Annotated in this window: 12 protein-coding genes; 11 read left to right on the top strand and 1 reads right to left on the bottom strand. The window is 56.8% G+C overall.

Annotated elements, in window-relative coordinates; translation table 11 throughout:
• Positions 1–23: 23 nt before the first annotated feature.
• The 11 genes from KAJ71_RS06615 to ugpQ all read left to right on the top strand — a co-directional run bounded on the left by KAJ71_RS06615 (position 24) and on the right by ugpQ (position 11,644).
• Entirely contained in the window at positions 24–1,139 is a 1,116-nt protein-coding gene (locus KAJ71_RS06615) for a branched-chain amino acid ABC transporter substrate-binding protein (RefSeq protein ID WP_248944988.1), read from the top strand.
• A gap of 140 nt (positions 1,140–1,279) precedes the next feature.
• A complete protein-coding gene (gene livH, locus KAJ71_RS06610) occupies positions 1,280–2,206 on the top strand; it encodes a high-affinity branched-chain amino acid ABC transporter permease LivH (RefSeq protein WP_248944987.1) in 927 nt (308 codons plus the stop codon).
• Positions 2,203–3,486, top strand: coding sequence for a high-affinity branched-chain amino acid ABC transporter permease LivM (locus tag KAJ71_RS06605; RefSeq protein WP_248944986.1), 1,284 nt, complete (start codon positions 2,203–2,205; stop codon positions 3,484–3,486). The genes livH and KAJ71_RS06605 overlap by 4 nt, the downstream gene beginning before the upstream one ends.
• Positions 3,483–4,250, top strand: a complete 768-nt coding sequence (livG, locus tag KAJ71_RS06600) for a high-affinity branched-chain amino acid ABC transporter ATP-binding protein LivG (RefSeq protein WP_248944985.1) — start codon at positions 3,483–3,485, stop codon at positions 4,248–4,250. Before KAJ71_RS06605 ends, livG begins: the two co-directional genes overlap by 4 nt.
• 4 nt (positions 4,251–4,254) lie before the next feature.
• Positions 4,255–4,956 carry a high-affinity branched-chain amino acid ABC transporter ATP-binding protein LivF gene (livF, locus tag KAJ71_RS06595; protein ID WP_248944984.1) on the top strand — a complete coding sequence of 234 codons (702 nt, stop codon included), beginning with the start codon at positions 4,255–4,257 and terminating at the stop codon, positions 4,954–4,956.
• 203 nt (positions 4,957–5,159) lie between these two features.
• Entirely contained in the window at positions 5,160–6,347 is a 1,188-nt protein-coding gene (locus tag KAJ71_RS06590) for an aminotransferase-like domain-containing protein (RefSeq protein WP_248944983.1), read from the top strand.
• 316 nt (positions 6,348–6,663) lie between these two features.
• Positions 6,664–7,983, top strand: a complete 1,320-nt coding sequence (gene ugpB, locus KAJ71_RS06585) for a sn-glycerol-3-phosphate ABC transporter substrate-binding protein UgpB (protein WP_248944982.1) — start codon at positions 6,664–6,666, stop codon at positions 7,981–7,983.
• Positions 7,984–8,098: 115 nt separating this feature from the next.
• Complete coding sequence (gene ugpA / locus KAJ71_RS06580; protein ID WP_248944981.1) at positions 8,099–8,986, top strand: sn-glycerol-3-phosphate ABC transporter permease UgpA; 888 nt, start codon at positions 8,099–8,101, stop codon at positions 8,984–8,986.
• The gene (ugpE, locus tag KAJ71_RS06575; protein ID WP_024484628.1) at positions 8,983–9,828 is read left to right on the top strand and encodes a sn-glycerol-3-phosphate ABC transporter permease UgpE; all 846 of its coding nucleotides are present in this window, start codon (positions 8,983–8,985) and stop codon (positions 9,826–9,828) included. Before ugpA ends, ugpE begins: the two co-directional genes overlap by 4 nt.
• 5 nt (positions 9,829–9,833) lie before the next feature.
• Positions 9,834–10,907 (top strand): sn-glycerol-3-phosphate import ATP-binding protein UgpC, encoded by a 1,074-nt coding sequence (locus KAJ71_RS06570; RefSeq protein WP_248944980.1) that lies wholly within the window; start codon positions 9,834–9,836, stop codon positions 10,905–10,907.
• On the top strand, positions 10,907–11,644 hold the full coding sequence (ugpQ, locus tag KAJ71_RS06565; protein WP_248944979.1) for a glycerophosphodiester phosphodiesterase: 738 nt from the start codon (positions 10,907–10,909) through the stop codon (positions 11,642–11,644). Before KAJ71_RS06570 ends, ugpQ begins: the two co-directional genes overlap by 1 nt.
• 45 nt (positions 11,645–11,689) lie before the next feature.
• On the opposite strand, the gene KAJ71_RS06560 is transcribed toward ugpQ, so the two are convergent.
• A complete protein-coding gene (locus KAJ71_RS06560; protein WP_248944978.1) occupies positions 11,690–12,040 on the bottom strand; it encodes a hypothetical protein in 351 nt (116 codons plus the stop codon).
• Positions 12,041–12,166 lie beyond the last annotated feature (126 nt).

Genomic DNA, 12,166 nt, shown 5'->3' with positions numbered 1-12,166 from the left:
AACGACAGATGGGGAATATGCGGATGAAATTAACAAAGGGTAAAGCGCTGCTGGCCGGTTGTATCGCGATGGCTATCGGCCATGTCGCTGTGGCAAAAGACATCAAGATTGCCGTAGTGGGTGCCATGTCCGGCCCGGTAGCGCAGTATGGTGATATGGAGTTCACTGGTGCGCGTCAGGCAATTGCCGATATCAACGCCAAAGGTGGTATCAAGGGCGATAAGCTGGTGGCGGTAGAGTATGACGATGCCTGTGACCCAAAACAGGCGGTGGCGGTGGCCAACAAGGTCATCAATGACGGGATCCGCTACGTGATCGGCCACCTGTGCTCTTCTTCGACTCAGCCGGCTTCCGACATCTATGAAGACGAAGGCGTGATCATGATCACCCCGGCGGCGACCAACGCCGATCTGACCACCCGTGGTTACAAGATGATCCTGCGCACCACTGGCCTGGATTCCGATCAAGGCCCAACGGCTGCCAGCTATATCCTCAACGAGATTAAACCCAAACGCATCGCCGTGGTTCACGACAAACAGCAATACGGTGAGGGCCTGGCGCGTTCAGTGCGTGACAGCCTGAAAAAACAGGGTACCGACGTAGTGATGTTTGAAGGCATCACCGCTGGCGACAAAGATTTCTCTACCCTGGTGGCTCGCCTGAAGAAAGAAAACGTCGATTTCGTCTACTTCGGCGGTTACTACCCGGAGATGGGGCAGATCCTGCGTCAGGCCAAACAAGCGGGCATGACTACTCGCTTCATGGGGCCAGAAGGTGTGGGTAACTCCTCGCTGTCCAACATCGCCGGTGCCGCGTCTGAAGGCATGTTGGTAACGCTGCCAAAACGCTACGATCAGGTGCCAGCCAACCAGCCGGTGGTTGATGCATTAAAAGCCAAGAAGCTGGATCCGACTGGGCCATTTGTCTGGACCACCTATGCTGCACTGCAATCGCTGGTCACCGGGATGGAGCGTAGCGGTAGCCAGGAACCGGCAGATATCGTCAAAGATCTGAAAACCGGCCAACCAGTGGCAACCGTCATGGGCCCACTGAGCTGGGATGACAAAGGCGATCTGAAAGGCTTCGAGTTCGGGGTGTTTGAATGGCATGCCGACGGCTCATCAACGCCGATTAAATAATATACCCGTCGTCTTTCACGTTGCAGCGTTGTTGGGTGCACCCGTTTGCCGCCTAGCTGCAACGTGAAATTCATAGGGTATATCGTTCCTGTTTTTTTTATTCCAAGCTGCAATATAAAAACGTGGCCAAGGGTCAGAGTATGTCAGAGCAGTTTCTCTATTTTCTGCAGCAGATGTTCAACGGCGTGACGCTGGGCAGCACCTATGCATTGATCGCCATCGGTTACACCATGGTCTACGGCATTATCGGCATGATCAACTTCGCCCACGGCGAGGTGTATATGATCGGCAGCTATGTCTCCTTTATCGTGATCGCCGCCCTGATGATGATCGGCATCGACGTGGGTTGGCTGCTGATCGGTGCAGCGTTCCTGGTGTCGATCGTGATTGCCAGCGCCTATGGCTGGAGCATTGAGCGCGTGGCCTACAAACCGGTGCGTAACTCCAAGCGCCTGATTGCGCTGATTTCCGCCATCGGGATGTCGATATTCCTGCAAAACTACGTCAGCCTGACGCAGGGTTCGCGTGATGTGGCGCTGCCAAGCCTGGTCACCGGCCAATGGGTGCTGGGTGAGAGCAACGGCTTTTCCGCGACCATCAGCACCATGCAGCTCATCATCTGGGTGGTCACCTTCCTGGCGATGCTGGCACTGACGATGTTTATCCGTTATTCGCGTATGGGCCGCGCCTGCCGTGCCTGTGCGGAAGATTTGAAGATGGCCAGCTTGCTGGGCATCAATACCGACCGGGTGATTTCGCTCACTTTCGTGATCGGCGCGGTAATGGCGGCGGTGGCGGGTGTGCTGCTCGGCCAGTTCTACGGCGTGATCAACCCTTACATCGGCTTTATGGCCGGGATGAAAGCCTTCACCGCTGCGGTACTGGGCGGGATCGGCAGCATTCCTGGGGCGATGATCGGCGGGCTGGTGCTGGGCGTGGCTGAAGCGCTTACCTCGGCCTATCTGAGCACCGAATACAAAGACGCGGTGTCCTTCGCTTTGCTGATTGTGGTGTTGCTGGTGATGCCAACCGGTATCCTTGGGCGTCCGGAGGTTGAGAAAGTATGAAACTCGGTCTGCTTAACGCCTGTATTGCCACGGTCGTGCTGTTTGTCATGGCCTCCTTCCTGATGGGGATGCAACTGAGCCTCGACGGTACCAAGCTGGTAGTGCACGGCGCTGCCGAAGTGCGCTGGATGTGGATTGGTATCGGCTGTGTGGTGGTATTTTTCTTCCAGCTGTTGCGTCCGCTGATGCAGCATGGGATGAAGAAAATCTCCGGCCCGGCGTTCGTATTACCCAGCTTTGACGGCTCCACAATGCGCCAAAAGGTGCTGGCAGCGGCGATCATCATTGCCGCCGTAGTCTGGCCGTTCCTGGTGTCGCGCGGCACGGTGGATATCGCCACCCTGACGCTGATCTATGTGATGCTGGGGCTGGGCCTGAACGTGGTGGTTGGCCTTTCCGGCCTGTTGGTGCTGGGCTACGCCGGCTTTTACGCCATTGGTGCCTATACCTACGCATTGCTGAACCATTACTACGGCCTGGGATTTTGGGAAAGCCTGCCGCTGGCGGGGATTGTCACCGCCATCTTCGGTTTTCTGCTCGGTTTCCCGGTATTACGCCTGCGGGGAGACTATCTGGCGATCGTCACGCTCGGCTTTGGTGAAATCGTCCGTATCCTGCTGCTGAACAACACCGAAATTACCGGCGGGCCGAATGGCATCAGCCAGATCCCGAAACCCACCTTTTTTGGTCTGGAGTTTAACCGCAGCGCCCGCGACGGTGGCTGGGATACCTTCCATAACTTCTTTGGCCTGAAATACGATCCCAGCGACCGCATCGTGTTCCTCTATCTGGTGGCGCTGCTGCTGGTGATACTGACGCTGTTTGTGATTAACCGGCTGCTGCGTATGCCGCTGGGCCGTGCCTGGGAAGCGTTACGCGAAGATGAGATCGCCTGCCGTTCACTGGGCTTGAGCCCGACCAAAATCAAACTGACCGCCTTCACCATCAGTGCCGCCTTTGCCGGTTTCGCTGGCACGCTGTTTGCCGCACGTCAGGGATTTGTCAGCCCGGAGTCCTTCACCTTTGTGGAGTCGGCCTTTGTGCTGGCGATCGTGGTGTTAGGCGGTATGGGCTCACAGTTTGCGGTGATCCTGGCGGCGATCCTGCTGGTAGTGTCCCGTGAGATGATGCGCGATCTGAATGAATACAGCATGTTGCTGCTGGGGGCGCTGATGGTATTGATGATGATTTGGCGGCCACAGGGGCTGCTGCCGATGAAACGCCCGCAGTTGAAGATGAAAGTGGCTGATATCAAAGCCGTGAAGGGGGAGCAGGCATGAGTACTCAACCTTTATTGGCGGTTGCCGGGCTTTCGATGCGTTTTGGTGGTTTGCTGGCGGTGAACAACGTCGCGCTGGAGCTGCATCAAGGTGAGATTGTCTCGTTGATCGGCCCGAACGGCGCAGGCAAAACCACGGTGTTCAACTGCCTGACCGGGTTCTATCGCCCGACCAGTGGCACCATCAAACTGCGCGATCGCCATCTGGAAGGGCTTTCCGGCCAGACTATTGCCCGCATGGGTGTGGTGCGTACCTTCCAGCACGTGCGGTTGTTCCGTGAAATGACGGTGATTGAAAACCTGCTTGTGGCCCAACATCAGCATCTGAAAAGCGGCGTATTTGCTGGTTTGCTGAAAACCCCGGCGTTCCGTCGTGCAGAGGCCGATGCGCTGGAGCGTGCGACGGTGTGGCTGGAACGCGTGGGTCTGTTGGACATGGCCAACCGTTCGGCGGGTAATCTGGCCTATGGCCAGCAGCGTCGGCTGGAGATTGCCCGCTGCATGGTAACCCGCCCGGAACTATTGATGCTGGATGAACCGGCGGCAGGCCTGAACCCGAAAGAAACCGATGAGCTGGATCACCTGATCGTCGAGCTGCGCAACCAGCACCAGGTGTCGGTGCTGTTGATTGAGCACGATATGAAACTGGTGATGGGGATTTCCGATCGCATTTACGTGGTGAATCAGGGAACGCCGTTGGCGCAAGGCACACCGGCAGAAATCCGTAATAACCCGGACGTGATCCGGGCCTATCTGGGCGAATAAGCATATGTTGTCATTTAATCAGGTTTCCGCCCATTACGGCAAAATTCAGGCGCTGCACCAGGTCAGCCTGAACATTCAACAGGGGGAGATTGTCACCCTGATCGGCGCCAACGGTGCCGGTAAAACCACCCTGCTCGGCACGCTATGCGGCGACCCAAGGGCCAGCGAAGGGTCCATCACCTTGATGGATCAGGACATCACCCAGTGGCAGACAGCGCGCATCATGCGCGAGGCCGTGGCGATCGTACCGGAAGGGCGGCGGGTGTTCTCGCGCATGACGGTGGAAGAGAACCTGGCGATGGGCGGTTTCTTTGCGGATCGCGATCAGTATCACCAACGCATCGAGCGAGTATTTACCCTGTTTCCGCGCCTGTTGGAGCGCCGCAGCCAGCGCTCTGGCACCATGTCCGGTGGCGAGCAGCAGATGCTGGCGATTGGTCGTGCGCTGATGAGCCAGCCAAAGTTACTGCTGTTGGACGAGCCTTCACTCGGGCTGGCACCCATCATCATCCAGCAGATTTTCGATATCATCCAGCAGCTGCGCGAAGAAGGGATGACTATCTTCCTAGTGGAACAAAACGCCAACCAGGCACTAAAACTGGCGGATCGTGGTTATGTACTGGAAAACGGCCGCGTGGTGTTGGAAGATACGGGGGCCGCATTATTAGCAAACGAAGCAGTACGCTCGGCCTATCTCGGTGGTTAAAAATACCCGTCGTCTTTCAAGCTACAGCGTTGTTAGCTGCACATGTTGACCCCAGTCACTTACCCAAAAGTAAGCTCCTGGGGATAAACATGTTTGCTGCCTAGCTGTAACTCGAAATCCATAGGGTATTAGGTGGTATTTACCGAATAAGAGGGCATAGAGATGGTATCGCGCCCATATTTTAACGATTACGAGAACAAGCAATGAAGACAGAAGGACTACTCGCGCAGCGCATCGTAAAGGTCAAAAGCTCGGCAATCCGCGAATTGCTCAAGCACAGCAAAATGGAAAACGTCATTTCGCTGGCGGGTGGCATTCCCTCTGATGCGCTGTTTGACTTCGAAGGATTGAGCATTGCTACCCAGCAGGCCATTACCGAACAACCGAAAAGCGCTTTCCAATATGGGCTGACCGAAGGTAGCGAACTGCTGCGTGAAGGCATCTGTACCCTATGCGCACAGCGTGGCGTTAATGCCAAGCCGGAAGATATCGTGGTGACCGCAGGCTCCCAGCAGGCGTTAGATCTGGTGATGCGTGCGGTGATTAACCCTGGTGATGTGTTTGTGGTAGAGCGCCCGACCTATCTGGCGGCGCTGCAAACGCTGGAACTGGCGGAAGCCAACGTCATGTCTGTTTCCTCCGACAGCGATGGCATGGTGGTGGATGAACTGGCCGAACTGCTGAAAACCCAGAAGATCAAAGGGGTGTACGTGGTGCCGAACTTCGGCAACCCGAGCGGTCTGACCCTGAGCACCGCACGCCGTGAGCAGTTGGTGAAACTGGCGGTGGAGCATAACTTCCTGATTATCGAGGATGATCCGTACGGGGAGCTGCGCTTCACCGAAGAGCGTAATGCTACGCTGTATCAGGTTTCGCAACAGGTGCTGGGCCATACCGAAAACATTATCTACACCTCCACCTTCTCCAAGATCCTGGCTCCGGGCCTGCGCCTGGGCTGGGCGATCCTGCCGCCATTCCTGCTGCATAAAGTGGCGATCATCAAGCAGGCGGCGGATCTGCATGCCAGCGCGCTGTCGCAGAGCATCGTCGAATGTTACCTGGGGCTGGATCGTTTACCCGCACAGATTGAAAAGATCCGCGCGGCCTACAAGCACAAAGGTGAAATCCTGGCCGGGCTGGTGGAAAAAGAGCTGGGTGACGTGATCAGCTTTGATATGCCGAAAGGCGGCATGTTCCTGTGGGCGCGTTTCCGTCAGCAATTCGATGCCACCGAGTGGCTGAAAACTACCCTGAAACAGGGCGTGGTGTTTGTACCAGGAGAATACTTCTTCTCTGACAAACCGGATCGCTCTACCTTCCGCCTGTCGTTTGCCACGGCAACCGAGCAACAGATGCAAGAGGCCGTCGCCCGCCTGCGTCGCTCGCTGTAATTTCTCTGCGGCGGTGGGGTGAATTCCCTATCGCCGACATCAAACCGCCATCTGCACTTCACCTCGCTGTCACCTTACTGTCATCTGAGAGTTATTTTTCTGTCATCCGCGCATGGCATGTTATCCCCGTCATCTTTCAAGCCGCAGCGTTGTTGACTGCACTGGCACACCCCAGTCACTTAGCTAACTAAGCTCCAGGGGATGCGCCAGCTTGCCGCCTAGCTGCAGCTTGAAAGCTATAAGGGAATACATCCGAGTATAAAGACTTCTTTTCGCTCACGCGTTTTGATCACACCAGCTTTTTCAGGAGTTAGGCATGTTTGCTCACGCGATTAAAAAAACCACGTTGTGCGTTACCTTGGCCCTGGCGGTCAGCGGCCATGCAATAGCCGCCACCGAGATCCCCTTTTGGCATTCGATGGAAGGGGAACTGGGTACCGAAGTCGACTCTTTGGCAGACCGTTTCAACCAAACTCACAGCGATGTGAAGATCGTCCCGGTTTATAAAGGCAACTACGAACAGAGCCTGGCGGCGGGGATTGCCGCTTACCGTTCCGGCAAGGCACCGGCGATCCTGCAAGTCTACGAAGTGGGCACCGCCACCATGATGGCGAGCAAGGCGATCAAGCCGGTGTATCAGGTGTTCCAGGAATCGGGCGTCAAGTTCGATGAATCGGTGTTTGTGCCGACCGTGGCCGGTTACTACACCAATAACAAGAGCGGCCATCTGTTATCTCAACCTTTCAACAGCTCCACCCCGGTGCTGTATTACAACAAAGATGCCTTCAAGAAAGCGGGCTTGAATCCGGATCAGCCGCCGAAAACCTGGCAGGAACTGGCGGCCGATGCCGCCAAACTGCGCGCGGCTGGCATGAAGTGCGGCTACACCAGCGGTTGGCTGGGTTGGATCCAACTGGAGAACTTCAGCGCTTGGCATGGCGTGCCGTTCGCCAGTGAAAACAACGGCTTTGGTGGCACCAATGCCAAGCTGGAGTTCAACCAGCCGCTGCAGGTGAAACATATTCAGTTCCTGCAAGACATGAACAAGAAGGGTGACTTCACCTACTTCGGCCGTAAGGATGAACCTACCGAGAAGTTCTACAACGGCGACTGCGCCATGGCGACCGCCTCTTCCGGCTCGCTGGCCAGCATCCGCAAATACGCCAAATTCGACTTCGGCGTGGGCATGATGCCTTACGATTCTGACGCAAAAAATGCACCGCAGAACGCCATTATCGGTGGAGCCAGCCTGTGGGTGATGAACGGCAAAGACGCGGCGACTTACAAAGGCGTGGCGGAATTCCTGCAATATCTGGCCCAGCCTGAGATTGCCGCCGAATGGCACCAGAAGTCCGGTTACCTGCCGATCACCACTGCCGCCTATGAAATGACCAAGCAGCAGGGCTTCTACGACAAGAACCCAGGGGCCGATGTTGCCACTCGCCAGATGCTGAACAAGCCACCGTTGGCGTTCACCAAAGGGCTGCGCCTGGGCAATATGCCGCAGATCCGTACCGTGGTGGATGAAGAACTGGAAAGCGTGTGGACCGACAAGAAAACCCCGCAGCAGGCGCTGGATGCTGCGGTACAGCGCGGTGACGTGTTGCTGCGCCGCTTCGAGGCTTCCACCAAGTAAGCGTCAGAATGGGCCGTATTCGGCCAAACGACATCGATCCACTCCCTCTCCCTGTAGGCGAGGGTTGGGATGAGGGCCTTATACCATCCCTCATCCCCATTTAACGGTTAACCCTATGTCATCATCCCGTCCCGGCTTCGGCTGTAGTTGGTTGCCCTATGTGTTGGTGCTGCCACAGCTGCTGATCACCGTCGTGTTCTTCCTGTGGCCTGCCGGTCAGGCGCTGTGGTACTCGGTACAAAGCGTCGATCCGTTCGGCCTCTCCAGCCAGTTTGTCGGGCTGGATAACTTTAAACAGCTGTTCCAGGACCCGTATTACCTGGACTCTTTCTACACCACGCTGCTGTTCAGCTTCCTGGTGGCTGGCGTTGGCCTGCTGGTATCGCTGTTCTTTGCCGCGCTGGTGGACTACGTGCTGCGCGGCAGCCGTTTCTACCAGACGTTGATGATCCTGCCCTATGCGGTTGCCCCTGCGGTAGCGGCGGTACTGTGGATCTTTCTGTTCAGCCCCGGTATGGGCCTGATCACCCATGTGCTCGCCGGTTTCGGCTATGACTGGAACCATGCGCAAAACAGCGGCCAGGCGATGTTCCTGGTGGTGCTGGCATCGGTGTGGCAGCAGATCAGCTATAACTTCCTGTTTTTCCTGGCCGCGCTGCAGTCTATTCCGCGTTCTCTGGTGGAAGCGGCGGCGATTGACGGGGCTGGCCCGGTGCGGCGTTTCTTCAATTTGGCGCTGCCGCTGATCACGCCGGTGAGCTTCTTCCTGCTGGTGGTGAACCTGGTGTATGCCTTCTTCGATACCTTCCCGGTGATCGACGCCGCTACCGGCGGTGGGCCGGTGCAATCGACCACCACGCTGGTATACAAAATCTATCGTGAAGGCTTTGCCGGTCTGGATCTGTCCAGTTCAGCGGCGCAGTCGGTGGTGCTGATGCTGCTGGTGATTGGCCTGACGGTGATCCAGTTCCGCTTTGTCGAACGTAAGGTGCGCTACCAATGATTGAGAACCGACGCGGGCTGGATATCTTCAGCCATACGATGCTGATTGTTGGCGTGCTGGTGGTGCTGTTTCCGCTATATGTGGCCTTTGTGGCCGCCACGCTGGACGATCAGCAGGTGTTTCAGGTGCCTATGACGCTGGTCCCCGGAGGGCACCTTTGGGACAACATCCGCCATATCTGGCAGGGCGGTGTGGGTACCCTCAAGGTGCCGTTCTCGATGCTGCTGCTCAACAGTGTGATCATGGCGCTGGCGATCACCTGCGGCAAGATCGTGGTCTCGGTGCTTTCCGCCTATGCCATCGTCTATTTCCGTTTTCCGCTGCGTAGCCTGTTCTTCTGGCTGATCTTCATGACGCTGATGCTGCCGGTCGAGGTGCGTATCTTCCCGACGGTGGAAGTGATCTCCAACCTCAACCTGCTGGACAGCTACACCGGCCTCACGCTGCCGCTGATGGCGTCAGCCACGGCCACCTTCCTGCTGCGTCAGTTCTTTATGACCCTGCCGGATGAACTGTTAGAGGCGGCCCGTATCGACGGAGCCGGGCCGATGCGCTTCTTTTGGGACATTGTGTTGCCGCTGTCGAAAACCAATCTGGCGGCGCTGTTTGTCATCACCTTTATCTACGGCTGGAACCAGTATCTGTGGCCGATTCTGGTCACCAGTGACGCCTCGATGAGCACGGCGGTGGCGGGGATCCGCAGCATGATTTCCACCTCCGGCGCGCCGACCCAGTGGAATCAGGTGATGGCGGCAATGATTTTGACTTTGATCCCGCCGTTGGCGGTGGTTCTTTTGATGCAGCGCTGGTTTGTGCGCGGTCTGGTTGATAGCGAGAAGTAACGAATATGGCAGGTTTAAAACTACAGGCGGTCACCAAGTCTTACGACGGCAAAACGCCGGTGATCAAGCAGATCGATCTCGACGTGGCTGACGGCGAATTTATTGTGATGGTTGGCCCCTCCGGCTGTGGCAAATCGACGCTGCTGCGGATGGTGGCCGGGCTGGAGCGCACCACCAGCGGTGATATTTATATCGATAGCCAGCGCGTAACCGATCTGGAACCGAAAGATCGCGGCATTGCTATGGTGTTCCAGAACTACGCGCTGTATCCCCATATGAGCGTGTACGACAATATGGCCTATGGCCTGAAAATCCGTGGCTTTGGTAAACAGCACATTCGCCAGCGGGTAGAAGAGGCGGCGCGTATCCTGGAGTTGGAACCGCTGTTGCAACGTAAACCGCGTGAGCTTTCCGGTGGGCAGCGCCAGCGGGTGGCGATGGGGCGCGCGATTGTGCGCGAACCGGCGGTGTTCCTGTTTGATGAGCCGCTCTCCAACCTCGATGCCAAATTACGCGTCCAGATGCGTCTGGAGTTGCAGCAACTGCATCGCCGCCTGAAAACCACTAGCCTGTATGTCACCCACGATCAGGTTGAAGCGATGACGTTGGCGCAGCGGGTGATCGTGATGAATAAAGGCGTGGCGGAGCAAATCGGCACGCCGAGCGAGGTTTATCAACGCCCGGCGACGCTGTTTGTCGCCAGTTTTATCGGCTCCCCGGCGATGAACTTGTTGCCCGGTACCCTGAGTGTGGACGGCAAGCAGTTGCAACTGGCCGGTGGTATGGCGCTGGATTTGCCGGAACCTCGACCACAGTGGGGTGGACAGGAGTTGACGTTGGGCATCCGACCGGAGCATATTCAACTGAGTACGCGCGAGCAGGGCGGTATTCCGTTAGAGCTGCAAACGCTGGAACTGCTCGGTGCCGATAACCTGGCGCATGGTCAATGGGGGAGTTCAGGCGTAATCGTTCGCCTGAGCCATGAAACTCTGCCGCCTGCGGGCAGTACCCTGTATTTACAGCTACCTGCGTCGGCGCTGCACTTTTTTGCTACCCACAGCGGAACACGGATGGATTAATGACTACAGCCTGGCCTTATCCCCACATCGTCGCCCATCGCGGCGGCGGCTCTCTGGCACCGGAAAATACCCTGGCGGCCATTGACGTCGGCGCGCGCCATGGCCACAAGATGATCGAATTTGATGCCAAACTGGCGCAGGATGGGCAGATCTTCTTGCTGCATGATGACACGCTCGAACGCACTAGCAACGGTTGGGGCGTGGCAGGCGAACTACCATGGGAAAAGCTGGTAGAACTGGATGCCGGTGACTGGTACAGCTCGGCCTTTAAAGGGGAGCGTTTGCCGCTGCTGTCAGACGTGGCGGAGCGCTGTAAGCAGCATGGCATGATGGCCAACATTGAAATCAAGCCAACCACCGGCAGCGACGAGGAAACCGGCCGGGTGGTAGCGTTTGCCGCCAGCATGTTGTGGCAGGGGCAAACCGAACCGCTGCTTTCTTCGTTCTCGGTGGAGGCCTTGGCAGCGGCACAGCAGACCGCCCCCGAACTGCCGCGCGGCCTGTTGCTGGACAAGTGGGATGACAATTGGCGTGAGCTGACCGAGCGTTTGGGCTGTGTCTCGCTGCATATTAATCATAAAGAACTGACCGCTGAACGTGTCGCGGCGCTAAAAGACGCCGGGCTGCGTATTCTGGTGTATACCGTCAATCAGCCAAAGCGGGCGCGTTTATTGTTGAACTGGGGCGTTGACTGTATTTGCACCGACCGGATAGATTTGATCGGCCCGGATTTTTAACCGGTTAATCCTTAAAACCTTGGGGAGCCATTAAATCTAACAACGTCAGTCCGTTGGTGCAGACGGGGGCGGCACCTGCGGAATTGTTGGTGTCGTCTGGTTAAAGGGGTTAACTGGCTGATTGCCGGTTTGCAGTCTCTTGCCCGTGGGCATCTGCGGCTGCATCGGGTTGTTATTGCCGTTATAGGGCAGCATTTGGGGCTGGTTGGCCTTGAGCGGATAACCCCGCTGCTGGCGCAGTCCCATTTGTTGATTGTTCAGCATGCGCTGCTGCTGTGCCTGCTGGTCACGCTGGTTTAGAAACTGCTGTTGCTGGCTGAGTGTGGTGACACCGTTTTCCGCTATAGCCAGCCAGGGTAGCCACAGCACGGTGGCGATAATAAGATGACGTTTCATGTGTCTCTCCGCTTCTCTCTGACTAGTCCTGGTATAGGTTGACACTTTTTTGCCTGTAAAACGCCTGATGCACCGCATCGGGCGTTTTGTATTTTAGCGCCTGGTGAGGCCGCTCTCTGTTGTAAA

The organism is Serratia silvae (assembly GCF_023282985.1).
GTDB lineage: Bacteria > Pseudomonadota > Gammaproteobacteria > Enterobacterales > Enterobacteriaceae > Chania > Chania silvae.
Note: the sequence above shows the minus strand (reverse complement) of the source record. Positions and strands in the feature narration are given on the sequence as shown.

What these genes read in the sequence shown, in the direction of transcription:
- KAJ71_RS06615 (WP_248944988.1), top strand. Translation starts at nt 24, where the DNA reads ATGAAATTAACAAAGGGTAAAGCGCTGCTGGCCGGTTGTATCGCGATG.
- livH (WP_248944987.1), top strand. Translation starts at nt 1,280, where the DNA reads ATGTCAGAGCAGTTTCTCTATTTTCTGCAGCAGATGTTCAACGGCGTG.
- KAJ71_RS06605 (WP_248944986.1), top strand. Translation starts at nt 2,203, where the DNA reads ATGAAACTCGGTCTGCTTAACGCCTGTATTGCCACGGTCGTGCTGTTT.
- livG (WP_248944985.1), top strand. Translation starts at nt 3,483, where the DNA reads ATGAGTACTCAACCTTTATTGGCGGTTGCCGGGCTTTCGATGCGTTTT.
- livF (WP_248944984.1), top strand. Translation starts at nt 4,255, where the DNA reads ATGTTGTCATTTAATCAGGTTTCCGCCCATTACGGCAAAATTCAGGCG.
- KAJ71_RS06590 (WP_248944983.1), top strand. Translation starts at nt 5,160, where the DNA reads ATGAAGACAGAAGGACTACTCGCGCAGCGCATCGTAAAGGTCAAAAGC.
- ugpB (WP_248944982.1), top strand. Translation starts at nt 6,664, where the DNA reads ATGTTTGCTCACGCGATTAAAAAAACCACGTTGTGCGTTACCTTGGCC.
- ugpA (WP_248944981.1), top strand. Translation starts at nt 8,099, where the DNA reads ATGTCATCATCCCGTCCCGGCTTCGGCTGTAGTTGGTTGCCCTATGTG.
- ugpE (WP_024484628.1), top strand. Translation starts at nt 8,983, where the DNA reads ATGATTGAGAACCGACGCGGGCTGGATATCTTCAGCCATACGATGCTG.
- KAJ71_RS06570 (WP_248944980.1), top strand. Translation starts at nt 9,834, where the DNA reads ATGGCAGGTTTAAAACTACAGGCGGTCACCAAGTCTTACGACGGCAAA.
- ugpQ (WP_248944979.1), top strand. Translation starts at nt 10,907, where the DNA reads ATGACTACAGCCTGGCCTTATCCCCACATCGTCGCCCATCGCGGCGGC.
- KAJ71_RS06560 (WP_248944978.1), bottom strand. Translation starts at nt 12,040, where the DNA reads ATGAAACGTCATCTTATTATCGCCACCGTGCTGTGGCTACCCTGGCTG.